Source organism: Ruminococcus sp. FC2018, assembly GCF_000621805.1.
Taxonomy (GTDB): domain Bacteria; phylum Bacillota; class Clostridia; order Oscillospirales; family Ruminococcaceae; genus Hominimerdicola.
In genome coordinates this window covers 1-24,855 of record NZ_JHXH01000005.1, presented here as the reverse complement: position 1 = coordinate 24,855, position 24,855 = coordinate 1, and the positions used below count along the sequence as shown (strand labels likewise).

General features: G+C 46.1%; 22 protein-coding genes and 1 pseudogene. 7 read left to right on the top strand and 16 right to left on the bottom strand.

The features are described from left to right. Positions 1-213 precede the first annotated feature (213 nt). The 4 genes from mobC (at position 214) to T494_RS0104570 (ending at position 3,578) form a co-directional block, all read left to right on the top strand. Positions 214-525 carry a plasmid mobilization relaxosome protein MobC gene (mobC, locus tag T494_RS12280; RefSeq protein WP_051540076.1) on the top strand — a complete coding sequence of 104 codons (312 nt, stop codon included), beginning with the start codon at positions 214-216 and terminating at the stop codon, positions 523-525. Next, positions 522-1,847 (top strand): relaxase/mobilization nuclease domain-containing protein, encoded by a 1,326-nt coding sequence (locus T494_RS13360; RefSeq protein WP_242836383.1) that lies wholly within the window; start codon positions 522-524, stop codon positions 1,845-1,847. Before mobC ends, T494_RS13360 begins: the two co-directional genes overlap by 4 nt. A gap of 237 nt (positions 1,848-2,084) precedes the next feature. Next, positions 2,085-2,291 (top strand): helix-turn-helix domain-containing protein, encoded by a 207-nt coding sequence (locus tag T494_RS0104575; RefSeq protein ID WP_028505283.1) that lies wholly within the window; start codon positions 2,085-2,087, stop codon positions 2,289-2,291. Positions 2,292-2,393: 102 nt separating this feature from the next. Beyond that, positions 2,394-3,578, top strand: coding sequence for a site-specific integrase (locus T494_RS0104570; RefSeq protein ID WP_028505282.1), 1,185 nt, complete (start codon positions 2,394-2,396; stop codon positions 3,576-3,578). A gap of 51 nt (positions 3,579-3,629) precedes the next feature. Here the strand turns inward: T494_RS0104570 and T494_RS0104565 are convergent, their stop codons facing one another. Further along, positions 3,630-4,412: a PhzF family phenazine biosynthesis protein gene (locus tag T494_RS0104565; RefSeq protein WP_028505281.1), complete on the bottom strand. Its 783-nt coding sequence runs from the start codon at positions 4,410-4,412 to the stop codon at positions 3,630-3,632. Between the two features lie 164 nt (positions 4,413-4,576). Here T494_RS0104565 and T494_RS12270 point away from each other — a divergent pair, with 164 nt between their 5' ends. Further along, on the top strand, positions 4,577-4,843 hold the full coding sequence (locus tag T494_RS12270; RefSeq protein WP_037343996.1) for a hypothetical protein: 267 nt from the start codon (positions 4,577-4,579) through the stop codon (positions 4,841-4,843). A 1,002-nt stretch (positions 4,844-5,845) separates the two neighbouring features. Here the strand turns inward: T494_RS12270 and T494_RS0104550 are convergent. The 14 genes and pseudogenes from T494_RS0104550 to T494_RS0104485 all read right to left on the bottom strand — a co-directional run bounded on the left by T494_RS0104550 (position 5,846) and on the right by T494_RS0104485 (position 21,777). After that, positions 5,846-7,300: a hypothetical protein gene (locus tag T494_RS0104550; RefSeq protein ID WP_028505280.1), complete on the bottom strand. Its 1,455-nt coding sequence runs from the start codon at positions 7,298-7,300 to the stop codon at positions 5,846-5,848. Between the two features lie 145 nt (positions 7,301-7,445). Next, positions 7,446-7,970 carry a hypothetical protein gene (locus tag T494_RS0104545; RefSeq protein WP_028505279.1) on the bottom strand — a complete coding sequence of 175 codons (525 nt, stop codon included), beginning with the start codon at positions 7,968-7,970 and terminating at the stop codon, positions 7,446-7,448. A 126-nt stretch (positions 7,971-8,096) separates the two neighbouring features. Beyond that, complete coding sequence (locus tag T494_RS0104540) at positions 8,097-8,627, bottom strand: nitroreductase family protein (RefSeq protein WP_028505278.1); 531 nt, start codon at positions 8,625-8,627, stop codon at positions 8,097-8,099. Positions 8,628-9,095: 468 nt separating this feature from the next. After that, positions 9,096-9,239, bottom strand: a pseudogene (locus T494_RS14000) (IS256 family transposase); the annotation flags it as partial. Positions 9,240-9,332: 93 nt separating this feature from the next. Beyond that, complete coding sequence (locus tag T494_RS0104530) at positions 9,333-12,647, bottom strand: hypothetical protein (RefSeq protein WP_028505277.1); 3,315 nt, start codon at positions 12,645-12,647, stop codon at positions 9,333-9,335. A gap of 495 nt (positions 12,648-13,142) precedes the next feature. Beyond that, entirely contained in the window at positions 13,143-13,325 is a 183-nt protein-coding gene (locus tag T494_RS0104525; protein ID WP_155984035.1) for a hypothetical protein, read from the bottom strand. Continuing rightward, positions 13,309-13,452: a hypothetical protein gene (locus tag T494_RS13785; RefSeq protein WP_155984034.1), complete on the bottom strand. Its 144-nt coding sequence runs from the start codon at positions 13,450-13,452 to the stop codon at positions 13,309-13,311. The genes T494_RS0104525 and T494_RS13785 overlap by 17 nt, the downstream gene beginning before the upstream one ends. A 611-nt stretch (positions 13,453-14,063) precedes the next feature. Continuing rightward, positions 14,064-15,779: a hypothetical protein gene (locus T494_RS0104515; RefSeq protein ID WP_028505275.1), complete on the bottom strand. Its 1,716-nt coding sequence runs from the start codon at positions 15,777-15,779 to the stop codon at positions 14,064-14,066. A gap of 307 nt (positions 15,780-16,086) precedes the next feature. After that, a complete protein-coding gene (locus T494_RS0104510; RefSeq protein WP_028505274.1) occupies positions 16,087-16,872 on the bottom strand; it encodes a response regulator in 786 nt (261 codons plus the stop codon). After that, positions 16,853-18,481, bottom strand: coding sequence for a histidine kinase (locus T494_RS13355; protein ID WP_197021122.1), 1,629 nt, complete (start codon positions 18,479-18,481; stop codon positions 16,853-16,855). The genes T494_RS0104510 and T494_RS13355 overlap by 20 nt, the downstream gene beginning before the upstream one ends. A 169-nt stretch (positions 18,482-18,650) precedes the next feature. Beyond that, complete coding sequence (locus T494_RS0104500) at positions 18,651-19,919, bottom strand: hypothetical protein (RefSeq protein WP_028505273.1); 1,269 nt, start codon at positions 19,917-19,919, stop codon at positions 18,651-18,653. A gap of 33 nt (positions 19,920-19,952) precedes the next feature. Continuing rightward, positions 19,953-20,579 carry a nitroreductase family protein gene (locus T494_RS0104495; RefSeq protein WP_028505272.1) on the bottom strand — a complete coding sequence of 209 codons (627 nt, stop codon included), beginning with the start codon at positions 20,577-20,579 and terminating at the stop codon, positions 19,953-19,955. An 87-nt stretch (positions 20,580-20,666) separates the two neighbouring features. Then, on the bottom strand, positions 20,667-21,233 hold the full coding sequence (locus T494_RS0104490) for a chromate transporter (protein ID WP_037343967.1): 567 nt from the start codon (positions 21,231-21,233) through the stop codon (positions 20,667-20,669). Continuing rightward, the gene (locus T494_RS0104485; protein ID WP_028505270.1) at positions 21,220-21,777 is read right to left on the bottom strand and encodes a chromate transporter; all 558 of its coding nucleotides are present in this window, start codon (positions 21,775-21,777) and stop codon (positions 21,220-21,222) included. Before T494_RS0104485 ends, T494_RS0104490 begins: the two co-directional genes overlap by 14 nt. Positions 21,778-22,150: 373 nt before the next feature. Here T494_RS0104485 and T494_RS0104480 point away from each other — a divergent pair, with 373 nt between their 5' ends. Continuing rightward, complete coding sequence (locus tag T494_RS0104480; protein ID WP_028505269.1) at positions 22,151-22,360, top strand: hypothetical protein; 210 nt, start codon at positions 22,151-22,153, stop codon at positions 22,358-22,360. 103 nt (positions 22,361-22,463) lie between these two features. Further along, entirely contained in the window at positions 22,464-24,284 is a 1,821-nt protein-coding gene (locus T494_RS0104475; RefSeq protein WP_028505268.1) for a hypothetical protein, read from the top strand. 373 nt (positions 24,285-24,657) lie between these two features. Here the strand turns inward: T494_RS0104475 and T494_RS0104470 are convergent. After that, positions 24,658-24,855 (bottom strand): IS200/IS605 family transposase (locus tag T494_RS0104470; protein WP_028505267.1); only part of this gene is annotated, 198 nt, incomplete at its 5' end.

The window sequence follows — 24,855 nt, the reverse complement described above, 5'->3', positions numbered from 1 at the left end:
CAGGAGAGCAGCAGCAACAATATCTCTTTCTGCCATGATAACAGAAAGGTAAAGCAGTCATTTTGAGGTGGTCAAAAGGCAGTCCGAAAACCGCAGGTATTCTGTCAATGCCAGCATCGCAGGCGGCAGTCCGCAAAGCGCCCAGCTCACCTGCATTACTGGCTCGGGGCGGACCCCGGACCCCCTCATAGCGAAAAGAAAGGAGTGATGAAAATGAGAACAAGAGATGTAACTATCACCGTCCGCTGTACCGAGGACGAGCGGAGAAAGATCAGAGAGCGAGCCGCAAGCCGAGGGCTGAAGCTGTCCGATTTCGTTCTGCGGTCGGCGCTGGGCAAGAAGATCGTTGTGCTTGACGGCTTCCACGAGTTGAGCAAACAGCTCAAAGCTGTGGGCAACAATCTCAATCAGCTGACCAGGCTTTGCAACGAGGGCAGAGTGAAAGTTGCCGAGCTGAAAGAGTGCAGAGGTCTGCTTATGGACATCTACGGTCGGCTGGGCGAGATGCTAAAGGAGGTGAAATGATGCCGATAATCCACTTTGCAAACAGCAAAAATCAGACAACAGGCGGCTTAAAAAAGCTGCTCGGGTATGTCAGCAGAGAGAAGAAAACCAAGCTGGAGGACAGACGGTTCGTCACGGGCATCAACTGTTCACCCGAGAGCACCTACGAAGAAATGCTGCTCACCAAGCAGATGCACAAAAAGACAGGCGGCAGGCTGTACTATCATCTGGTGCAGAGTTTCCCCAAGGGTTATGAAATCAAGCCAGAGCTTGCTCATAAGATAGCTTTGGAGTTGACCGGGAAAGCACTCAAGGATTACGAATGCCTGGTGGCGACTCACATCGACAGAGAGCATATTCACTCACACATTGTGTTCAACTCGGTGAGCTTTGAGGACGGCAGGAAGTATCATTCGGACAACAACAGCCTGCACGAGCTGATGAAGCTGTCGGACGAGATATGCCGGCAGTACGGTGTGGCTGTTCTGGACAAGCCAAAGTTCGGCAAGGAAAATCAGAATGATGTTCTCGGAGACAAGGAGTACCGCAGTGCTGTGCGTGGCGAGAGCTTCAAGTTCGCTTTGATGAATGTTATCACTGACTGTATGAAGCAAGCAAAGACAAAGAAACAGTTCATAGCTTTGATGAAACGCAAAGGTTACGATGTGCGGTGGGAGCAGCAGCGAAAATACATCACCTACACCACGCCCAAAGGAAAGAAATGCAGGTGCAATAAACTGCACGACAGGAGATTTACAAAGGAGGTAATGGAATATGAATTCAAAATACGATATGCAATCTTTAATGGAACTGAACAAGACGAACCTGAACGAAGCAGCCGAGACACAGCCTATGGTGGTCGTTCAGGAGCAGAACTGGACGGCGGTGCTGAAGATATTGAGTTCGATTTGTCAGTCGCAGGACGAGGTCAGAGAAGAGTTAAAAGAGCTGCCGACCGGCAAACAGATGACGAGGTACGAGCAGAACCAGTCGATACTGCTGGGCAGGTACCAGCAGGAGAGCGAACAGAATCGTCAGCAGATACATCAGGAGATGAAAGAGATGAGCAGCGAACTGCTCAAACAGGTTGGGAGCATGAGCGCAGAATACTCATCTCGGCTGAAAGAGCAAGAGAGCTGGCGGCAGAAAGTAAGCTCAAGGCTGTGCAAGGTGCTGATAGCATCACAAGCGCTGCAATTGATACTGTGGGCGATATTGCTGCACTGGCTACGCTGATAGAGGACAGCGATGAGGACGAGGACAAGCACTACTCCGCAGTTGACCGCAAGCGGCTCAAGGAAGAATGGGAGAAGAAAGAGTCGCTGGGAATGCATATGGGGTAACGAAACGGGCTTTCGGTATCAGTGGAGCCCCAAAACAGGACTACATCTCTCACCGTGACGTGACAGAACATCCCGTCATCATGGGGTGGCAAACCACCACCTCGTCCAAGGGAGTGGACAAAACGGACACACCTTGAAACAGGGTATCACGAAACATGATACCCTGCAGAAAGGAGGCGCTAAACCACCGCCCCCTTAAAAAACGAACAACAATGAATTATGAAAGGAAAGATGCAAATGAAAAACACTGTAATGACAAACACAGACAGACCTGTGATGCTGACGATAAAAGAGGCATCGGAATACGTCATCGGTCTGTCGGAGTATCAGATAAGAAAGCTGTGCAAGTCGGGCAAGCTGCCCTGCATAACTGCCGGCAAGCGCTATCTCATCAACAGAGATGTGCTGCTGAAATTCCTCGGGATAGAGCTTGGCTACGAATGATAACTTTCTGTGTTGTGAACGCAAAAGTTTTTGCATCCGCTGGATATTCAAAATCAGTTGTGGTATGTTTGGTTGATAAGAAAAAGAAAAGGAGGAATGCTGATGGCAAGTATTCGCAAACGGGGGAACTCGTATCTGATAACCGTGTCCTGCGGCTATGATGCACTCGGAAAACAGGTACGCCAGCAGATGACCTGGACTCCGCCCGAGGAACTCAACAGCCGTGAGATAAAAAGAGAACTCGACAAACAGGCTGTGCTGTTCGAGCAGGAGGTCAGATGCGGCAGAGTATCGACCGCAATAAAGTTCAGAGACTTCGCCGAGCAGTGGTTTGAGGAGTACGCTGTGGTAAGGCTCAAGCGACGAACATATGAGAGATACAAAGGAATGATAGGCAGAGTGTACGATGCGATAGGACATCTCAAGGTTTCGCAGATGACCACACGGCACATTCAGCAGTTCATCACTTCCCTTTCAAAGGAAGGTGCGAACAAGACAACGGGCGGTGCACTTTCACCCAAGACGGTCAAGAACTATCTGTCGATGATCTCAACGATAATGACATACGCCCAGCGCAATCAGATAATCATGATGAACCCATGCAAAAACGTTGTGATACCAAGGCTGGAGCGAAAGGAGATCGAGTGCTACACACTTGAACAGGCGCAGAAGATGCTGGAGCTGTTCGAGCAAGAGCCACAGGAGGATCTGAAATTCACTGTGTTCTTCACACTTGCGATGTACAGCGGAATGCGCCGGGGCGAACTGCTCGGGCTTGAATGGCAGGACTTTGACTTTGACACTGGGCGTGTTGAGATCGTTCGCACTTCCCTGTTCAGCAAAGAAATCGGCAACTACACGGGAACGCCCAAAACCGAGTCCAGCCGCCGTGTCCTTATTCTGCCGATGGAGGTTATCGAGTCGGTAAAAAAGCTGATGCAGTATCAGCAGAGAGAGGCACAGCGCATCGGTTCAAAGTGGGAGGAACACAACCGCCTGTTCACACAATGGAACGGCAAGCCCATGGACGGCACTGCACCGTACAAGTATCTGCAAAGGTTCTGCACAAAGTACGGATTCCCTTTTCACAACATACACAGTTTCAGGCACCTGAACGCAACACTGCTGATAGCAAGCGGTGTCGATCCGAGAACGGTCTCCGCCTGCCTTGGTCACTCCCAGACAAGCACCACGCTGAACATCTACACCCATGTTTTTCAGGAACAGCGCATGAAGGCGATGGGCGCAGTTGCAGAAATGATAGGTTTCAAACGAAAGGCAGTATAGGATAACAACACAACCGCCCGGGAGCTTTAAACTCCCGGGCGGTGGTTGTTATTAAAACTGTGCGACGATATCAGATACTGTCACAAGCGCTGCTTCGCCGCTTATAGCTATTCTGCCGCTGCCCGGCAGGCGGCAGGTCAGATACCCGCCTCGCTTTGATGCCTGGTATGCGTGAATGTCATTTTTATTAAGTTCCCCTGCCCAATACTGCGCTATCTGAACGTGCGCTGAACCGCACACGGGGTCCTCCGAAATAGACAGCTTGGGGCAAAAGCTTCTGGACACGCAGTCGGTATCTGTTCCTTTTGCGGTCGCATTCTGGATACGTCCGGGGATGTTCACAAGCAATGACTGGTCGGGGGACATTGTCCGCACTTGTTCTTCGTCCTCAAAAACACATATCAGGTCAAGACCAAGAACTGCTCTGACAGGGCGGACTCCGAACGCACGCTCCATATCATCGGTCACGGGTATTTCTTTCAGTTCAAAGGTTGGGAAATCCATTTCATACAAATTCCCCCTGCGCTGTACGGTCAGCACTCCGCTTAGTGTGTTGAACTGCACGGTATCGCTGCCCTGCTCATAGAAATTCAGCATCACAAAAGCTGATGCCAAGGTTGCGTGGCCGCAAAGCTCGACCTCTGTACCGGGCGTGAACCACCTGAGGCGGAAGCCCTGCTCCTCCTTAACGATGAACGCAGTTTCAGACAGATTGTTTTCCATCGCCAGCTTCATCATTGACTCATCAGACAGCCATTTATCCATTACGCACACCGCTGCGGGATTGCCGCTGAACGGCTTGTTTGTAAAAGCATCAACTATGTACTGTTTCATAGTTCCCCTCCTGAAATACAAATGCATTACCGATATTTATCCCATTTCATACACGGGATATCAATAATCAAATTATACTTTGTTTAAAACGCTTTGTCAATCAAAACAAGCGCTGCAAATTGACTTTCAGACTGTGTTGTGGTAGAATGGATGTGGTGATAACTATGAAAAACAACGAAATTATCTTATATGAAACCGCCGACCACGAAGTCAAGCTGAATGTCAACACTGACGGCGACACTGTGTGGCTCAACCGTGCGCAGCTTGCTGAACTGTTCGGCAAAGATGTCAGCGTTATAGGCAGACACATAAACAATGTCTTCACAGAAAACGAGGTCGACAAGGAAAGCAATGTGCAAAAAATGCACATTCCAAATTCTGACAGACTAATTGAGTTTTATTCGCTCGATGTTATAATATCTGTCGGCTAAGGAAATGATGATAAAGGTCATTATGAACTGTATGGTGTGAAAACAATCAAATATGAATAACAGCCTCCGTGGTTAATAAACCTGCGGAGGCTGTTTTATAAGCTACAAATCCAGGCTGTACCCTGCACCGACCGCCCTGCTGGACTTGAATCGCTCATAGCATTTTGCGATGATAAGGATCGTCACAAACGACGGCAGCCCTGCTCCTCCTTAACGATGAACGCAGTTTCAGACAGATTGTTTTCCATCGCCAGCTTCATCATTTTTCATCCCTTTTGATATAGATCTTTTGTTCCTTGCCTGAATTATTTGAAAAGCATTGTCAGTGTAAGAAGTGCTCCTGCACCGAATACGCAGCCGAGTACGATCATTTTCTTTTTCCTCCTTTCGGTTATTGTTTGTTCCCTTTACTGTAATTCTATTATTGCATTTCGTTCCTTGCAAATTCCTTGCAGATGTTTTGATTTTTCTCGTTTTTATCAGATGACTCCTGCTACACTCAGATATGTGAATACCATACCGCCAACGGCAGCAACTGCTGCTATACTCAACAATACCATTTGTATTTCACTCCTTTCGTTTGGGTTTGTTCCACTTGCTGTGTTCACATAATATCGCATATCACAGCAGATTTCAATAAACAATTTCAGTCAGAATCGTAGTATAAACAACACTTGGGAAAGAATGTGTAGCATATGCGACAGATACCGGATAAATTGTAGCATTTTTGTTTCGCAAACGCGCTGCCGTCAGACAGGGCATATGTATCAGTCTCAACAATGCTGTATATATCTGCGCTCGCCGCACTGACGATAATGATAGCGGAGTCAAACCCCGACGAAAAAGAAATGATGATAAAGGTCATTATGAACTGTATGGTGTGAAAACAATCAAATATGAATAACAGCCTCCGTGGTTAATAAACCTGCGGAGGCTGTTTTATAAGCTACAAATCCAGGCTGTATCCTGCGCCGATGCCGACGGCAGGGGACTGCTGTTTTTTTACTTTGTTCCTGTGAGCTCCTTGCCGTTCACATACAGCTTGAAGCCGTTTGAGATGACGTTTGAAGCGTCGCCGTCAAAGCTGGTCACATAGCTGTCAGCGGTGAGCGTCCACTTGCTCGTGCTGTCCAGCTTTACGCTTACCTTACCGACCTCAGTCGAAACGGTATCGCCGCTTGCGTTGGTGATCTTTCCGCTGACATAGCCGCTGAATTCCGAGCCTTGCGTGAGGTTGAGCGTAAGTGTGGAGTTGTCGCCTACGAGCACACCGCCCTCGAGCTTCTGATTCTGAGCGTTTAGCGTTGCGGTGTTGTTGCCGCCGCTCCAGCCGTCGTCGCATACGGAGATGAGCACCTTGTTGCTGTCCTCATTTGTGATGTTCACGCCATTTAGATTTATGACCGCATTGGTGTTGGTAACGTGGAAAACGTGACCGTTCTTGCTTGTCAGCGAGCCGCCCTTCATAGTAAAGGAAGATGTTCCGCTTGCTGCATCGCCCGACATCGACTGGTATATCATTATCGTGTCAAGGAACTTTGCGTTGCCGTTTTGCTTGGTGTTGTTGGCAGTCAGATTACAGTTGTTGAGGGTAATGCTGTTGAGTCCCTCGATGCACACACCCTCGGAGAGATTGGAAACGAGCGTGGCATTTTCGCAGGTGATGTCGGCGGTCGAGTAGATAGCAGGTGAGCCGAGACCGTTTGACGTATACGTTCCGCCGCTGACCGTGACCGTTCCGCCGCCTCTGTCCGTCCTTATCGCCGCAGATGATCTGCCGCTTGTGGTAACTGTGAGGTTTTCAGCTTTGGTTATACCGCCGCCTGTGGTCATTATTCCGCCCGAGCCGTCGCCGGTAGTGGTTATGGTCGTGTTTTTGATAACAAGCGTAGTTCCGTCACCGTCTGAGCCGTTCTTTCCGCCGTTTCCGCCGTAGCAGAAAACTCCGTTTGCGCCTGATGCGTCAGAGGTTACCGTTCCGCCCGAGATGGTCGTGGTCGAGCCGCCCTTGACAAGCACAGCCGCATTCTGTCCGTAGAAATTGCAGTTGTCGCCGCCGTCTGAGTCGCCGGATTTCTTTACGGTGGGGTCGGTGATAGTGACCTCATCGGAGGTGCTTATCATCAGAGCGATCTTATCTGCATCACTGCTCTCGTAGGTCTTGTTGTCATCACGCTGCGACTTGGTTATCTCGGTCGCCGCATCGTAAACGACCTCGCTTTGCGTTCCGCCCGGCTTTCCGTCCGGCTTATCGCCGCCCTTGCCGTCAGGCGGTGCATCAGGTCTGCTGCCGTCGGGCTTATCGGGCGGTGCGTTCTTGTCCTTACCCTGCTCGCTGCTGTCCGAAGCCGAAGAGCTTGAATTGCCTGATGTATCCGCTGTGCTTGATGACTCACTGCAAGCCACCATAGAGATCGTAAGCACTATCGCTGCTATTAAAGAAAGTATCTTTTTCATATCGGTGTCCTCCTTTTTGGGTGTTTCCCTTAACTGTAACTTTATTGTACATTGCATTCCTTAATTATACTTTAAATGCAGCAAATAGTAAAGCCCGTGAGCATAGAACTCTCGGGCGGGTTTTAGTCTGGTAAATCAGGCTTTGCTAATCAGTACAAACCTGACAGCCATGAACACAAATATATGCATCATGCTTCTTACATTTTGGAAATCCGCATTTCACAGGATCGTTCTCATCGGCTTCGGACAGCCATTCGGTCAGCGATCCTTCGATAATATCATTGGCGGTCATACGCTCTATCAGCTTTTGAAAGGTGCCGAGATATTCAGCTACGATCTCCTCATTTGGCTCATAACCGAGGGTTTCCCAGCCGAGCTTTCGCCTTGCGCCCTCGATCACTCTCAGCATAAATTCTTTATCTTCCTCAAAGCTGTCCCTGTTCCACGGCATATCGACTATATCAAAACCGACAGTGCCTATACCGCAGACACTCTGATTTTTCTCAGCGAGGAACACCATAAAGCGTTTCTGACTCTGCGTTTGGGCAAGTCTGCCGCCGCTTAGGCAAAGAACGTTGATAAAAACAGAAGTACCGCCGTTTGACATACTCAGATCATCTTTCAAAGCATTCTTATCCGATCTAAAGTTAAAGCATATCATATTTGACATTTATAACTCACCTTTGTATTTCTCCGTATCCCGACTTATCTCATAATTTAAGGCAGGCTCATTCCCTTGTGTGTGTTGTTCTTTTTGAGCTGCAAGGGTGGGGTTACAGCTTGTGTCGGTATTATATTACTCCTGCGGGAAAGAATTAAACCATGCTCTTTCACCAAAGGGTTTCTTTTTAGGCTGCGCCGCCTCACATTCAGCTATCCCAACGGGCAGATAACAAACCAGTTCATAGTTGTCGGGCACATTTAAGACCTGCGCTATCTTATCGCATATCTTGTCATCATCGGTAATGTGTCCTTCATACCAGCAGCTTTGATACCCCAGCTCAACGATAGCAAGCAGCATATTCTGGATCGCTGCTGAATAGTCCTGTACGGCAAAGCATTTATCACGGTACGCATTTATCCTCTGCGTGAGGACGCAGATAGCTGCCGGTGCAGTATCCCCGATCGGAGGTTCGATCACACGGCGAAGTTTTGCCAGAATATGCGGATCATCGACTGCAATCAGTGATGTTGTCTGCTTATTACAGCCTGATGGGGCATCAAGGCCCGCCTGCATGATCTTTATCAGATCGTCCTTCGGCACAGGAATATTTTTATATTTCCCACGATAGCTATGTCTGCAATGGATCGCCTCTATAACATTCATGACATTTTCCCCTTTCAAATTCGATCTTTCAAGCGATCATAGTCCCCCTTTCGCAAGCTCCGCAATAAACTGTGCGGCATGGGAAACTACTCTTGCGTTTTGGGTATACTTTATCACATATTTTGCTGATTGTCAACAAGCGAGAATAAATCCCGTAAAACGGCTTCTTTCGGGCTTAAAAACACAACAAGTCGGCAAACGGGACTTGAAGCACTGCCGCTTGCCAAAATCCACGCATCTTCGGCGTTTCTTTGCCCGCTCCTGCGGCGATTCTGTCACAAGGGGCTATGCCGTAATATCGTGCAGTATTGTGTCGTTTTATGCAAAAATAAAAGCCAAACAAAGACCAAGGTTTGCTAAATCCATAGTTTTATGTGAATTGCAATGTTATAGTAATTTACCTTATTCAAACACAAAGATTCATATAGTGAGATAATTTGTGCATTAGGAATTGATTATTTCGGACTAAAGCATTTCCTGGATCGTCCCTCCGAGAAGGTCTTTGAGAGCATCCTCAATATCCTTGGCCGACTTGATGTCATATTCTTCAAGCAGCATTCCTATGATGTTCTTCTTTCCCTCACTCATCGGTTCTCTTTTTCTTCTTGCCATAAAAAATCAGCCTCCTGTGATATTAATTCTATTTTATCACAGTTAGCTGACTTTTTACAGACTTTTTTTATATGCTCGTTTTTGCAGAGAAACTTATTTGCCGATGTTTTTTTCCGTCTTTTTATTCATTGTGTTTCTCTCGCTTCTTATGGACTTTCTTTCAGTGGTGATGATGTCATCATCTTTCTTTTCAAGCGCTCTGGCATTTGCATTTGTAAAGCCTGCATACAGCAGATCGCCGTTGTTTGTCAGTGCCTTTTCTTTGAGACTCAGAGCCTTTGCCCAGGAAGTCTTCCCCTGTGCCATGCTCTTGAAGCCCTCATTTGCCTTGACAGACTCTACCTGATCGTTGAAATCCATTTCTTTGAGCTTATCGAATGTCATCTTGCCGTTTTTGATAAGCCCTATCAGCTGCTTGGCAGCTATGATCCCCGCTGTGTAGTTTGTTATATCCTGAGATACCTTTTCTGTTGCTTCTTCACCCACAGGGTCGTTAAGATAGCTGTATCTTTCAAGCAGCTCTTCACGGCTCCTTATCTGCTTTTCAAGCTCTACTGTATATTGCTCCTCGTGACCGGGTCTTGCGTGGTATTTGAGGTTTTCGCTACAGTTCTCTATCGTCCTTCTGTTTGCTATATAGCGGTGGTCAAGCTCCGCCTTGCGGTCTGTATTTTCATTTATGATCGGTTCGGGATCAATTTCCTCTTTGTCCTCCGGCTCGTCATTACTGCTTTCTGAATTGTTATCTTCCTCAAGTTCGGACTTCTCATCGTCCTCTATCTCCGACAGATCCTCTGCGGCAGCAGCCTGCGGACTGCCGATACCGTAAACATCCTCCGCGGATACGTTCTTGTCGATAAGCTCATTGATATTAACTTCCGCTATGTTTTTGCCGTCAAGATCAACGCCTATCTTTCCTTTCTCTTTTGCGAGAGCGTCCATTTTGTTAAGACCGTCTGACGGTACGCCCCTGTCAATCTCGTCAATTATATCATCACACTGTTCCAGCGCATCTTCTATTGTAATGCCCTTTGGCATAAAGCATAATGTCATATACCTCGCGTGGAGCATATTTTCTGAATTGAGAATGTCATTATAGATCTCCCTTGCGTTTTCAACACGTTCTTTGCCTTCAGGGGAGCCTGCTCTTGTAAGTCTGTAAATACCCGAATGAGTATCTATATACTTCTTCGTAGCTTTTTTCGCATTCTCAAATGCCTTCATTATCTCCTCGGGAGTATAGTCACCGAAATGCTCACGATTACGCATCTTTTTAAGCAGCTTTAACGCCGAGATCATGCCGCGGTATGAAGCTGATCGCTTATCGTCCTTGGCTCGGGTAACATTTGTTTTTCTATTGTCGTTATCCTCCAGAAGGCTGTCTAAATTGTCATCTGAATCGCTGAATGAATCCAGCATATCTCTGAATTGATCAATGCTCCACTTGCGGAGCTCAATAGCCTCTCTTTCATGATTTCTTTCGCCCGTTCCCGCATCGAGTGCCTGATACAGCATCATATTCTTGTCCTGAATGTATTCTCCGGCCGAATAGATAAAAAGCGATCTGCTGCCGACGGTAGCATTGTTCCTCAGCCTTTTGATATAATCGAATTTCCTGGAGCTGTTTATTGCGGTATTATTGAATTCATTATAAAGCGAAGGCTCGTTCTTTTGCAGATCATCAGCCGATCTGACCACATTCATGTACATAGTATCCAGCTCGGACTTTGTCATATTGAGCGAAAGACGGCGGTTCTCTTTGTTTTCATCAACTACATCGATCATATTCACAAGCTTGACAGACTTGTTTAATTTCCTCATATACTTATTATCTGAATCAAAACTATATTTATCAAATATCTTGATCTTATCAGTTGTATTGTATATACTGGTCGAAGAGTTTTCAACAGCCTCGCTCATCACATATTCCGAAGTCGCCTTTGTAACTGCCGACAAAATATTATCCGTGTTTTCCTTTACATCTTTTTCATCACCGTGCAGGAATACGGTAGAGTAGGCATAATTCTTGTAACGGGAATGTGCCAGGCTGAAAATGTCCTTGGTATTCGAATCGCGTTTATAGAGAGCAAAGAACATACTGTTTTTTGAGTCATTGGTCTTGAGTCTTTCTTCAGGATCATCCTCGCTGTCCTCACTGGTCGAATCAAAAGACGAATTTGCTTTGATCCGATCGGCAAGATATTCAGGGTCTTCTATTTCCTGATCATTGTCGGATCTTTCCTTTTCCGGATTATAGCTCCTGGTAGATTCATTTTCCCTGTATTCCTTCGCTGAATCGATATCCTCTTTACCCGTAGCTATCCGCTGCATTTCGTCTTCCACACTCTTTTTCTGTGCTGCGGTCATCTTCGGGGCGGTTTTGTTTCTGTCCTTTACATTATCGAAAACATAATCCTCCAGTGAAGCCTGGATCGACGGGGAGTTCTTTGCCGTGATGATCGCAAAGCGAACTATAAGGTTCATTTCGGTGTACTTTTGGCAGAAGTCTTTACGGCTTTGGAATTCCAGCTTTGTGGGGTCTGATTTACCGAGATACTGGTTGCAGCGTTTGTTAAATCCTCTCAGATCCCTGTACTCGTCCTCAATAAGATCGTTTTTGGGGTTGTACTTTACAGCCTCACGGATCTTGATGTGTACGCCGACCTCGTCTGCCTTTGAAGGATCCCAGCCTCTGCCGAGAGCATCGCTCTGCCAGTCGATATTCTTCTTCGCCTCGACAATTTTAATATAATTTTCAGGGGCGAATGTCTTGTCATAGTCGGTATAAAGCTCCTTGTTTTTCGGAGCATTTTCCTGAATGCTCCTGACAGCGGCTTTCAGTTCCGTATTTGTCCTGATGATCTCATCCGAGACTGCCTGTGCATCCTCGTCCCTGATAACGGTGCAGTTAGTCCTGCCCGAAAGCTCAACTCTTTTAGCCATGCTGTTCCACAGCTTGTCATAGCCGAGGGTGCAGAGGGCATCATTGATCTGCGGAAGTGTCTTCGGGTTACCGCTCTTATCCAGGGCTGAGATGCCTTCGGCACCAAAGCTCTCCGTAAGGTGTGTATTGCCGATGATATTGAAGGATTCAAGCTCTCTGTCATAGGAAAGCAGTGCATAGTCCGCAAGACTCGATCCGTAATTGAGATATGACGCTATTCCGCTGCGCCCGGAATATACCCTTGATGTATCATCTATGCTCTCCTTGAAAGCATTGAGTTTTTCCTCCACATCAAGAGCAAGCTCATTCCTGTCATCAGTCTGAGCTAAAAGGGCTTTTTTCAGTTCCTCTGCTGCCTTGCTGACACCGGGCATACTGCCTTCGACTATCAGCTTTGTAACATCACTGTCCAGCCATTTTAAAAGGTAATCGTATTTTTCTTTCGGATCAATAGGCTTCGGCATATTTTTTCCTCCTGAAATGTATATTTATATGCATTTGTTATATATACCCCCAAAAATATAAGAAAGTTGCCTTGCACAGACCATGTTTACAAAAAATTCATATATGCGTGCTTTTGTTATAGAATAAAAATGTCATCTGAAAAATCATTATCAAAAAAGTTCACGCTCTCCCAGGACATATCACTGCCTGCAGGTCTGACCCAGTAATGATCTGAAAGACTAACTGAAGAATACTTAGCCAATAGGGTACAGTAGGCTAGCGTTCTTACGGATAATAATATGCAATGAAAATGAACAAGGATGGAATCATTTCCTTTTTCGCCATATTGACAAATTAAGGATAATAATATTCAGATTGCAAAAAAAGGAGAAAACTATAGTGTTAAATCGATATAGAATAATCGTTTTATTAATCTTTCTTGTTTTTTCAATGGCTATATTCTGCTCTTGTAAAACTGATGACAGAAGCTATACGGTTGTCATATTCCTCATTGATTATTCCTTTGAGAGTATACTCCTTTCCGCCGTTATATCCTCAGCAATGTCAGGGGCGGCAACATTTTGCTTTGCAAAGTAATAGACCTTGGTGTAAAACTCCTTGTACAGCTTTTCAAACGACGCTTTATCGCCGTTTTTAGCTTTTAAAACAAGTGTTGTGATCTCATTGTTGTTCATCATTTTTTATCTCCTCGGAATCTGAAAATACCCTTTTATAGACCCGTGCTTCACGTTCCTCGTCGTGATCGCAGTCAAGCTGAGTCAGCAGCCAGACTATAAAGCTGTCAATATCAAATGCAGTATCCATAGTGCACCCCTTTCGGTCAAAGGCTTCTGATAATATAGACGAAGACAGCTTGCTGCGGTTAGTGGGTTCAGGAGATTTGAGCGTATAGCACAAAACGAAGGATATGTATTTGTTCAAAATGCTCTTACATTAGTAGTAACACATACGAACAGCTAATAAAAGTGAAATTGTTTACAGCTGCACTTTGTTACCTTTCACAAAAACGTCCTCACTTGCACAATTTCTTTAATGGTGTTGATAAGACGCAATTTCGGTGCACGATTAAGGCATTACGTAAAAGAAGAGAACGTCAGGGTTCGGAAACAGCGGCAGAATTCCTGCACCCGTCTGAAATCACCGTGCGTGTTGCTTGTAATGCAGATCATAGTGTTCTCAACTGATTTATTGTGATAGTATACCTCTTTCCGCTTTGTGTTATAACGCTTTAGAATATCTTGAAACCACGACCGTATGTTTCGTCAAAACGACGAATTCTTCATGGCGTTCAGAATCCGATAATGTGACAGATAATGAACACTGTGCCTTTTTTCAATGTCAAAAAAAACTATATAAAAGCGTCCGAACAATGTCAGACGCTTTTGTTGATGCAGTTTGTTATTTCCGATCATTTATCAGGTTCCCCAGTACTCGCCGCCACGCTCAGAATATTCATACAGGCGGTTACAGTGTTCTTCTTTAACTACGCTTGACTTGTTGTTGTTCTTGACAAAGCCGTTATCCTTATGCCAGTACTCGCTCCACTGTACGTTTACGTTGGTCTTGTCTGCCTTTGTGCTGATGAGGACAGCAGGTCCCTTTGAGTCATATATTCCGCAGCCGTAGATCGTGACTTTTGCGTTCTTTGCGTTGTCGGGAACGTACACGTGATTTGCACCGCCCTCAAATTTTGCGTGTCTGATGGTGAAATCTGAGTTGCTGCCAACGGTGAAGATGTGCATGTCGGTCTTTGCCAGTGCGTTGAAGCCGTTGCTCCAGCCTGTCATGTCGATATATACTTTTTTTCCATCGGGAACTACGAATCCGCCGTCCTTGCCGATGCCCTTTACATTATTGTCGCTCTTGAAGCCGTTTTTGCTGTCGGCAACGAGCTCCTCACCGCTCTTAGTAACATTGATGGTGAAGCTGCAGCCGCTGTCTATACCCTGTGACCACGCATCTATGAAGGATGTGCAGCCTTTTTTCACAGTGTTGTCTTTCTCTTTTACATACAGGTAAGCAGTGATATACTTGCCCTTGAGAGATTCGTTCTCCTTGAGCACACCTTTGAAAATCTTGTTCATCTCAACAAGGCTGCTCTGAAGATTTGTTGCTGTGTTTTCATATTTTGCAAATGGGCTTTCGTCTTCGTTGACAGTGATGATGCCGTTGTCGATCTCGTACTCCTTGACCTTGCACTGCATGCTGTTGAGCACGTTGATGATCGCAAAGTCCATTATAGCCTGCTCTTCCATGATCTTTATCTCTGTGTTGATAGCGTCGATGCCGCCGTTATAATCAGGTGTATTGGTGTAGCTGTGTTCGTTAAGGTCTGCTGCTACGATCCTGTCCATCAGATAATTGGTAAGCTGACGGTAGCCGTTTTCGTTGTTGTTGGAGGTACGCTGACCCTTGAGGAAGCGAAGCATCTCGTCAAAGTTTGCCTGCATGGAGCTTACGTTGCACTTGGGGTCTGCGAGGATCTCCTTGTACGCCTTGTATGTGGTGTTGTTGATCTTACCGCTGCCGTCGCAGGTGATATTAGCCTTGTTCTCGTCGATTCTCTTGAGAGCGTGTGCAAAATCCGCAGCGACCGTATCAGCCTGTGTTCTGAAATCTTTTGTGTCGATGTTGCTGTTGATCGCCTTGAGCTGGTTCATCTGAAACTGGTGATAGTTGGCTGTCTGCGTCGAAAGCTCCTTAGCAGCGTCCAGAACCTTTGCTATCTCAGCCTTGATCTCTGCGGTGCTCTTTTCGATCTTGTCGAGGATGTCCTGATTGGAGGGACCGTCTTCAATGCCGAGATACATATTGAGTATCGGTGTCAGACCAACCTTTGTCAGCTCAGGACCGATGACCTTCAGTGCTGAATTTTTCAAAAATCCGAGGGATGTGTCCTTGAAGTAGTTCGTTACCGTCGAGGTGATCTGAGTGGAAATGGAATCTTGCGTTTCTGCCGCAAAAGCGGTCGTCGTTGCAGCTGTACTCATTATCATTACTGCTGCGAGCATCGAAGCGATGGTTCTCTTGATTTTTCCGTTTGTCTTTCTTGTGTTGTTTGTCATTTTTGTTTCCTCCTTTGTTGTGTTGGTGTTGTTTGTATTTTCAAATGTTCTGTTGTTGTTTTTCATTCTGTTTTCTCCTTTTCGTTTTTGTTTTTGTCTTTTGTTCTTTCGGGGTTTTCCCTTTTCCTTGACTTTAGTTTATCACACCGACCTTGACAACTTCTTTACAAGTTTTCCTGCTTTGAAAAACTTTTTTGTTTTTGTGGTTTTGGGTGTGTTGCTTGGGGTGTTTCCCTTTCTGTGATTACATAATAGCATACACATCTTGACAACATCTTTACAGATATTAATACTGTTTCAAAAATAGAATATTTTTTTAAAGGTGCAAAAAAGCACCCGCATCTTTAATGATACGAGTGCCTTAATTATAGTATCAGAAATCTTCATCGTACAGAAAGTCTGCCCAGTAGTACTGGCTCATATACTCGTTCTGGAACGAATTGACTGCACCTGCGTCAAGCTCCTTGAAACGGTAGTAATCGCAGTCAAGCACCTTTGTGTTGACCGCAAGTGCATTGTAGCTGCGCACTATCGCCTCCTCTGCACCAACAGCTTTGAGGCTTTTTATCATTGCGTGGATAAGCTGCTGAACATAGTTCTGCTGCTTGGTATCGTATGGCTCGTCCTCAAAAAGCACAGCGGCTATCTCCTTGGTGCTGCAGGAACTTCCCTGTCGGTGAACGAGGTAGGCAAATATCTCCTTTGACCTGCTGCGCTCAAAGCGGACGTGTTCGCCGCCCGGCAGGAACACATCGAAATTGCCAAAACACTGCACTCTCAGCAGTGCATCGCTTTTCGGCACGATAGGGAAACGCAGGTCTGAAAGCTCTTTGTCTACCTTTTCCTTAGTGACGGGTTTCATTATGTAGCCGCTTGCGTGCAGACCCATTGCCTCGCCCGTGTATTCGGAAAAACCCGTCACAAAAATAATATTTACCTTCGGGTTCAGCTCTTTGAGCTTTTTTGCAAGCTCAACACCGTTCATTCCACGCATGTGTATGTCAAGAAATGCAATGTCGCAGCCTCCCTGCTTTGTCTGTTCGAGCAGTTCGTCCTGATCCAGATATGCCGATATGTCCGCATCGGGCTTTGACTGTCTTACCGCCTGTTCAAGCATCCTCAGTGCCAGCGGCTCATCATCAAGACACAGTATCCTCATTTGCCTTGCCCTCCTTTTTGGGTATTATCACTCGAGCTGTCGTGCCCTTGCCGACCTCGCTGGTTATCACGATGTCAGCTTTGCACATCTCTTTCAAACGTCTCTTTGTATTCTCCATTCCGACGTGCGAACGTCCGTCGTCCTTTTTCGGAGCGTTCACATCAAATCCCACGCCGTCGTCGGAAACTATCACTTCAAAAGCACTGTCCGTTTCGACAGAGGATATCTTCACCGTTCCTCCGCCTTTTTTCATTCCGACGCCGTGCTTGACAGCGTTTTCAACGAGCGGCTGTATGCTCAGCAGCGGCAGTTCAAAACCCGTTGCCTGTATGTCGTATTCAATGTTCAGCAGATAATCAAAGCGCAGTTTTTCAATATAAAGATAGTTTTTCAGATGCTCAAGCTCCGTTTCAAACGGCACGGGTCTTGTCTGCTTGAGCGAATCCATATTGCCCCGCAGATAGTCCGCAAAGGCGATCGTTGCCTTTTTCGCAGTCATCGGGTCAAGCTCGCACATCATTGCGATAGATGTCAGTGCATTGTACATAAAGTGCGGTCGTATCTGCGACACCATTATCTGCACCTTTGCATCGTACAGATCCTTCTGCACCCTGAGGTTTTCCTTGGTGTAGCGGTCTATTTCCAGCGACATATCCGAGATAACATCGGCAAGATAGCCGATCTCGTTTCTTTCACTGATGCCGAGCATATCGCTGACGATCTTCGCACTGTCCTTATCCTCCGTGTATCTCACCAGAGCTTTCTGTATCCTCGTGACAGGTCTTACTGCCCTGCGGTAGAATATGATGAGAATGACGACTATTGCGACAACGATGCCGCCGATGCCGAGCAGATATGCCATTATCAGCGAGGAACCCAGCGTCTTTTTAAGGTCGTCCCAGTTGTATGCAATGCCTATCGCTGCAATAGTCTTTCCACCGGCAACTATCGGCTTGAACGCAAGATAATAGTTCGCCTTGTCGGGAAAGTCCTGTGACATCTCAAACTCGATCTTTCCGTCATTGCCGCTTTGCAGCTTTTCGATCGCAGGGTGCTCTGACTTGTCGATCTCATAACGCTCACCGAACTGCTTTTCGCTGCCGTCCTCTTTGTATTCGCACAGCACAAGACCCATATCCGAATCAGTCAGCCCGATGAAGAACGCACTTTGATATGAGTGCTTATCCGCCTCGACTTTCAGAAGCTGCTGAACAGTCTGATATTTGACCTTGATAAAGCATCTCTTTATGTCCTGCGGCAGCTGCTCAAGATACTTGATTGAGTTGATGCCGTCTTTGTTTTCTTTTATGTATTCGATATATTTTTTCGTTTCCTCTTCGGTGATCTCCTGCTGCAAAATGTCGGGGTTGCTTTTCCATTGCTCAATAAACCAATCTGCCGTTTCCGAACCTGTCAGGCTCGTTTCCACAATGCTGTCATAGGTATCTTCGAGCATATTCTTCATATTGCCTCTCTGCGTTTCGAGCATACCGTTGACGGTGGTAGTATACATCACCCATGATACCAGTGCAATGAGTATCATAAACACAGGCAGCATCACCAGGCCAACCTGAAACAGCAGTTTTCTGTTTTTGTTTTTCTTTTTCATTATCTCACCTTGCTTTTCTCTCAGGTCTGATTTAGTATAGTATATCATTTTTTTGTCAAAAAGAAAAGAGGTTTTTGAAAAAACCTCAAAAAAGTCGTCTGACAAGCAAAGAGAGGCTCTCCCGTCAGAAAACCGTCAGAAGTGAACCTCTCTTTTATTTTTGGCACAATTACTTGCTCCAGGGCAGCTTAATGTTCGGCAGCGTCAGTTCCCTGACACCAAGATGCTCATAGGCAACGCCGTTTTCTTCCAGCTGCTGCAGAAAGCCGTTCACATAGACAGGGTCGGAAAACGGCTGGATAATATCCATGATGAACCGTCCGTTCACGGCGGATATCTCGACGATGATACCCTTGTCGGGGCAGCGTGTCCATGTCCTGAAATCCCGGATATACTTCTCCGCATCACCGAATCCTGCTTTGCCGACATAGCTTATCACAGCAGTCATAGTTCCATTTAGCATTTCATCGGCAGCGGACATTGCTTCAAGACGTTCCTCATCTGTTTTCATATTTGTAAGCATTCCTACGAATGAGGCGGCAGCATTTACCGAGGACATGATCGCTTCGTCACCCGACTGTTCAAACACCCTCCTGCGGAATTCGGTCACCTGCTGTCCGATAGGCAGACTTCGCAGCTGTCGGTCATATTCCAGTGCAGAAAATCCCACAAGGCTCTGGTGCGCAAGCGGTGCTCTCAGCGCTTTTCGCTGGTTTACACACACGATGATCCTGATCGGTGCAGCAGCTTCCGGGTGCAGTTTTGCAATGGCACGGCTCAGCAGCAGCGCTGTCATCGTTCCGGGACTGCCCTTGTGTTCTGAGTTGAAACTCATGAACTCCGCCTCTGAAAGAGCTATGCTGTGTACGGTCTTTTTATGGTCATTGAGCAGCCCGGGGTACCCGGTCAGAACGAGAGCGGGCGACATCTGCGTTTGCATCTCAGCAGGCTGCCCGCTTAAAGCATCAACGGGATCATCCCATTCCTCAACGGAGATCTCATCTCCCGCAAGACGGATACCCTCTCTGCTCAGCTTCACATCATACCTCTGTGAGCAATAATAGTACAGTAATGTGCGGATCACTTCGTATGCGCCAATACCATCTGTGAGACCGTGGAACACGTCCAGAACGATCCAGTCGTCCTCGGCGGAAAAAGCGATCATATGGTAGTTTGAGCCTTCCGAATTCAGCTGTGTACCCTCGAGCGTATCGCTGATAACGACAGGCCGTGTATTCTGTGCAAATACATACCGCCCGTCCTTTTTCCGAAGCTCAACGCAGAAATACGGATATCGCTGCATAGTCATATCCACAGCACTGCACAATACGCAGCGTTCTATCGGGTCACACATCCGTATCATCATTCTTATTGCGTGGGGGTTATCTTTCCTTGTGGAATACAATGTCTGTATCGCAATGGATAATTTCTGTTGCATATGCCACCTCTTAGTTGTCGTTTGTATGATAAATCAGAATCTATCCCAGTGTATTCGCTGCTTGATATCAATCTGTTTTTGTTTCACAGGTGCGATATCACTTTTTGGCTTGCCTATGCCAATGAAGCAAGGCATAAAATAGTCATTCGGGAAACCAAGAACACTTCTTGCGTGTTCAGCCTCATTTCCAAGAGGTATCCGCAGATTGCAGCTGTACCCTTCGGCTGTTGCACAAAGAAATATATTCTCTATGCTGCACCAGATAGATGCAAAGCCATTCAGATGTGATATATTATCAGGGTGAAGCAGATCTGTCTTTTGTTTAAGAAGCGGAATGATAACTGCTGATGCATCAAACAGCATTCTGTATTGCTTCGGAACTGCATTGCGGTAACACTCCTGCTGTATGCTGTCACTCAGATTCCAATCATTTATCAAAGCTTGCATATCTTCGTCGGATATTCCTTTGGGTATGATGTCCAGCAGTTTTGCCGTGACATTTATATCCCGCACGATAATATAATGCCAATCTCTCATATGGTCATTAGTGGGAGCTTTAAATGCGGCTTCTATGATCCTTTCCAGAACTTCCGCAGGGATCGGCTCAGCCTCGAAATCTCTGACAGTTCTTCTGCTGTTTATCGCTTCATACAGTTCCATAATAAAAATCTCCTCTGATTTTTTATCTCACCGTTCAATTATCATTCCCGCAAGCATTAAACCCACGGGCGGTTATCGTTTTATCCGTTACAAATTCAGGCTGTACCCTGCACCGATGCCGACAGCAGCTGACAGCAGGATTATCTTTATCGGGTTCACCTTTTTGAAAACAAGAACAGCCGACACGGCAAAGATACCGAGGAACACCCAGAAAGATGCCTGTGTGAACCTGTCCGCCTGCAAGCCGCCGGGGAAGAATACCGTTCGTCCGACGGAAAACAAAGCTGTGCCGATCATTCCCACAACGGCAGGCTTCATGCCCAACATTGTTCCGCCGACCGCCTTACTGGTCTTGAACCGCTCATAGCATTTTGCGATGATGAGGATTATAACGAATGACGGAAGTACCACGCCAAGCGTCGCAAGCACCGCACCGAGCACACCGCCTGTTTTCATTCCGACAAATGTAGCCATATTCACCGCAAGCGGTCCGGGCGTGCTCTCGCTGAGCGCCACGAAATCCACAAGCTCAGACTGCGAAAGCCAGCCGTGCTGCTCGGCTTCGTACTGTATCATAGCTATCATCGAGTATCCGCCACCAAAGGTGAACACACCTATTTTCAGAAAGATGAGAAACAGTTCAAGCAGTATCATCGCTATGCTCCTTTCTCATCAAAAGCGACCACAGCAAGCCGAACAGACCGCAGCCTATGATTACATAGACCGCATCTATTTTTACAAAAGCCGTAAGCACAAGGACGGCTGCCATTATGAAATATGAAAAGGCGTTTTTCTTTGATGCCTTGAACATCATCCACAGCGCTTTGAGTATCAGTGCGAGCACAGCTGCACGGATCCCCATGAAAGCGTACTGAACAGCTCTGACGCTCTGAAATTCGGTCAGAACGAGCGAGATCAGCGATATGATAAGAAACGACGGAAGCACTACTCCCAGCGTCGCAAGAGCAGCACCGAGAAACCCACTCGTGCGAAAGCCCACAAAGGTCGCCGCATTTATCGCTATCGGTCCGGGCGTTGATTCCGCTATCGCAACGATCTCAAGTATATCCTGCTCTTTCATCCACTTTTTATTATCACAGACCTCACGCTGTATCAGCGGTATCATCGCATAGCCTCCGCCGAATGTGAAAGCTCCGATCTTCATAAATGTCACAAACAGCTCAAGATTTTTATGCACTCTATCACCCCACAGTTCAATTATACAATACCGCCCCGTGATTGTCAATCAAGCTTATGGATAAGCACCTCGCAAACAGCGCAGATAAAGCCTTTGCGGGCGCTTATTTGTTTCACGGGAAAAATTTTTTCAGTTTTTTTGAAAAAGAGTTTTTTCTGTCAAGATGTTGTCAAGGTTTGTATGTTATTATGTAATCACAGAAAGGGAACACCCCCCGAACACACCGGAAAGAACAAACAAAAAATTTTTAAAGCATAAGAGCTTGTAAAGAAGTTGTCAAGATCGGTGTGATATACTAAAGTCAAAGAAAAGGGAACGACCCGAAAGAACAAAAGACAATAACAAAAACCAAAAAAGAAAAGGAGTAATCACTATGAAAAACACAAACAAGAAAACTATCGTAAAGTTCGCAGCATTCGTTATCATCTTCGCTCTCATCTGTATAGCAGTAAATTTCGCAGCAGGTCAGATCATGAACAAGGAATTCTTATCTGCAAGAAGCATTTTCACAACTGCGATCGGCTCAGTACTGTTCGGATACTTTATCTTCTTCGGAAGAAAGAAAGCAAAAAAGAACTCGTAAAAAATATTCGGTCAAATCAAAATCTGTCAAGAAGTTGTCAAGGTCTGTATGATATACTGAGATCAAAGAAAAGGAAAACCCGAGACCGAAAGGAGAAACAACAATGAAAAACACAAAAACAAACATCAACAACACAAACAAAAACAACAAAACAAACAAGGAGGAAACAACAATGACAAACACAAGAAAGACAAACAGAAAATTCAAGAGAATGATCGCTTCGATGCTCGCAGCAGTAATGGTAATGACAACAGCCGCAACAATAGCAGCTTCGGCAAACACAGACGCAGTCGTTAATATGAACACAAGAACAGCTATGTGTACCGCAGCAGACGGCGGAGAAAAGTCGATCAGGATCGAAGACGGCAAGATAATACTTGATGACGATATGAATAAAGTCAAGGATATCACTGCAAAGACTATCTTTGCTATACTCGACGAAGTCCCGGGCGCAAAGTTCTTTACTCCCGCACTTGAAGGTCTGCTCGATTCGTACGTTGGCACAGTAGATCAGACACAGCTCAAGCTCGATGAGATAAACAGCAAGCTCGACACGCTGTTTGAAAAGATCGACAAAATGGAGCAGTCGATCAAGAATCTTCTCCAGAACGAGCTTAATATGACTGCGTTCTACACCGCTTACGTTAACTTCAAAGCTGACGCTGAATACTTTTCAAGGAAGATAAACGAGACCATGAACAGCAAGACTCTTTCAAACGTTGACAAGCTCGCAAAGATAGGCAGTCTCGCAGGATCATTCAAAGCATGGAAAGATAATTTCGACAAGTCTCTGACCGTGCTCAACACCTACATCACAGACACATCGCTCGGAACCAATACCTCGATCTTCGACGTAGTATATAACAACAGCTGTGCAAACGTAATGTTCTCAAATGAGGCTATCGTCAAGGCAAAGCCCGTCTGCGAAGCTATCGTTCAGACCTACACCGCAGGCTGCACAGCGATCCTTGAAAGCCTCTCGGCTCAGCTTTATGTAAACAATCTCTCAGACGATATGCGTGCACAGATCAACAGTAAGTATCTCGACCAGATAGATGCAAGCGACGAAGAGATCATCAACGAGATCCAGTCCGTTTCCGAGCACGTTACAGGCGAGTACAAGGTAAAGAAGTACTACACCAAGCAGGTCAACACATCAAGGAAGAACAAATACGGCATAATCTCCGTGTTCTTCGATGACACCAAGACTATCAATATAGACTTTGATTCCAATGATATAATCAGCGTAATTGCAAACAAGGACGGCACTTACGACGTAAATTCCGGAAAGGACGGACTTGTTCGCTCAATGACTCTCAGAGAAGAGTCCGGTTACGACAACAGCACCACATTTGCAGGAATGTATGAAAAAACATTCAGGAGCAAGAGCAAGACCGCACTCGTAAACCACGGACTTTGCAATATCAATCTTAAAGCTGATCTTTTCACTCAGGACTTCAAAGAGATCCCGAAGAAATGCAATGCAGGCGACGACAGCCAGAAGGAAGCCAACAAGCAGGTCGATTGGTTCAATGATAACGTGGTCGAAGGTCAGATATCCGGCGATTATGTTAAGGATATAGCAGCTTATGCAGCAAGCAAGGGCAAGACGATCCGTCAGCTGCTCAATGAGAACGGCTTTGATACATCTAAGATCAAGAAGGATACCTACATCATCACTGCAAAGGCATTCAGCAAATGCTACTCAAGTTCTCTCAACGGTTTTGAAGATAAATCCGACGCTATCTTCAGGGGCATCAACATCGACGCTAACCTGACGCTCGACAAGAACGGCAAGGTATCCGATCAGGAAGTCAAGTTCTGGAAGGTCGGCTGGGAAGGCTTAAAGACCTGGTTCAGCTTTACAACAAACAGATGGAACAGCAGCTTTGACGGAAACTGCTGCAGATTCGAGATAGTTTGATCAGAACGAGAAATACAAATATATTCAAAAATCATAAAAACGAAAGGCGGTAGATACTTAATATGCAAAAGCGCTCCCTGCTGTAACTCATACAGTGGGGAGCACTTCTCTTTTGCATAAATGACAGCACAGATCGCAACACGCCGGCAAACGGGATCATCGCACGCCTCGCAAACAGCGCAGGGATAGGCTTTGCGGAGCCGTAAGCGTCAATAAGCGTCAAAATAAGCGGCAAACCCGATTTTTGAGCAAAATAATAAATATCACACCGGCGAAGCCGGTGGTTTTATAACAGCCCTAAAAGGGCACTTCACCAGCCGCCCCTTAAGGGGCACGTAATACGCTAAAGCTACCTACCGCATTACTTGATCTTCTACTTTGTTATATCTTTAAACGGATCCTGGTACTCTTTAAAAGATATCTGATCATACATCATATCTTCTTTCTCTTGGTCTCGTATATACTTTGCTATTCCGTTCTTATTTCCGCCAACAGTGCTAACATAGTATCCTCTGCACCAAAAGTGCCTGTTTCCGTACTTGTATTTCAAGTTGGAGTATCTTTCAAATAT

Bases quoted from the DNA above. Each gene is read 5' to 3' on its own strand.
- mobC (WP_051540076.1), top strand. From the start codon at position 214: ATGAGAACAAGAGATGTAACTATCACCGTCCGCTGTACCGAGGACGAG.
- T494_RS13360 (WP_242836383.1), top strand. From the start codon at position 522: ATGATGCCGATAATCCACTTTGCAAACAGCAAAAATCAGACAACAGGC.
- T494_RS0104575 (WP_028505283.1), top strand. From the start codon at position 2,085: ATGAAAAACACTGTAATGACAAACACAGACAGACCTGTGATGCTGACG.
- T494_RS0104570 (WP_028505282.1), top strand. From the start codon at position 2,394: ATGGCAAGTATTCGCAAACGGGGGAACTCGTATCTGATAACCGTGTCC.
- T494_RS0104565 (WP_028505281.1), bottom strand. From the start codon at position 4,412: ATGAAACAGTACATAGTTGATGCTTTTACAAACAAGCCGTTCAGCGGC.
- T494_RS12270 (WP_037343996.1), top strand. From the start codon at position 4,577: ATGAAAAACAACGAAATTATCTTATATGAAACCGCCGACCACGAAGTC.
- T494_RS0104550 (WP_028505280.1), bottom strand. From the start codon at position 7,300: ATGAAAAAGATACTTTCTTTAATAGCAGCGATAGTGCTTACGATCTCT.
- T494_RS0104545 (WP_028505279.1), bottom strand. From the start codon at position 7,970: ATGTCAAATATGATATGCTTTAACTTTAGATCGGATAAGAATGCTTTG.
- T494_RS0104540 (WP_028505278.1), bottom strand. From the start codon at position 8,627: ATGAATGTTATAGAGGCGATCCATTGCAGACATAGCTATCGTGGGAAA.
- T494_RS0104530 (WP_028505277.1), bottom strand. From the start codon at position 12,647: ATGCCGAAGCCTATTGATCCGAAAGAAAAATACGATTACCTTTTAAAA.
- T494_RS0104525 (WP_155984035.1), bottom strand. From the start codon at position 13,325: ATGATGAACAACAATGAGATCACAACACTTGTTTTAAAAGCTAAAAAC.
- T494_RS13785 (WP_155984034.1), bottom strand. From the start codon at position 13,452: ATGGATACTGCATTTGATATTGACAGCTTTATAGTCTGGCTGCTGACT.
- T494_RS0104515 (WP_028505275.1), bottom strand. From the start codon at position 15,779: ATGAAAAACAACAACAGAACATTTGAAAATACAAACAACACCAACACA.
- T494_RS0104510 (WP_028505274.1), bottom strand. From the start codon at position 16,872: ATGAGGATACTGTGTCTTGATGATGAGCCGCTGGCACTGAGGATGCTT.
- T494_RS13355 (WP_197021122.1), bottom strand. From the start codon at position 18,481: ATGAAAAAGAAAAACAAAAACAGAAAACTGCTGTTTCAGGTTGGCCTG.
- T494_RS0104500 (WP_028505273.1), bottom strand. From the start codon at position 19,919: ATGCAACAGAAATTATCCATTGCGATACAGACATTGTATTCCACAAGG.
- T494_RS0104495 (WP_028505272.1), bottom strand. From the start codon at position 20,579: ATGGAACTGTATGAAGCGATAAACAGCAGAAGAACTGTCAGAGATTTC.
- T494_RS0104490 (WP_037343967.1), bottom strand. From the start codon at position 21,233: ATGATACTGCTTGAACTGTTTCTCATCTTTCTGAAAATAGGTGTGTTC.
- T494_RS0104480 (WP_028505269.1), top strand. From the start codon at position 22,151: ATGAAAAACACAAACAAGAAAACTATCGTAAAGTTCGCAGCATTCGTT.
- T494_RS0104475 (WP_028505268.1), top strand. From the start codon at position 22,464: ATGAAAAACACAAAAACAAACATCAACAACACAAACAAAAACAACAAA.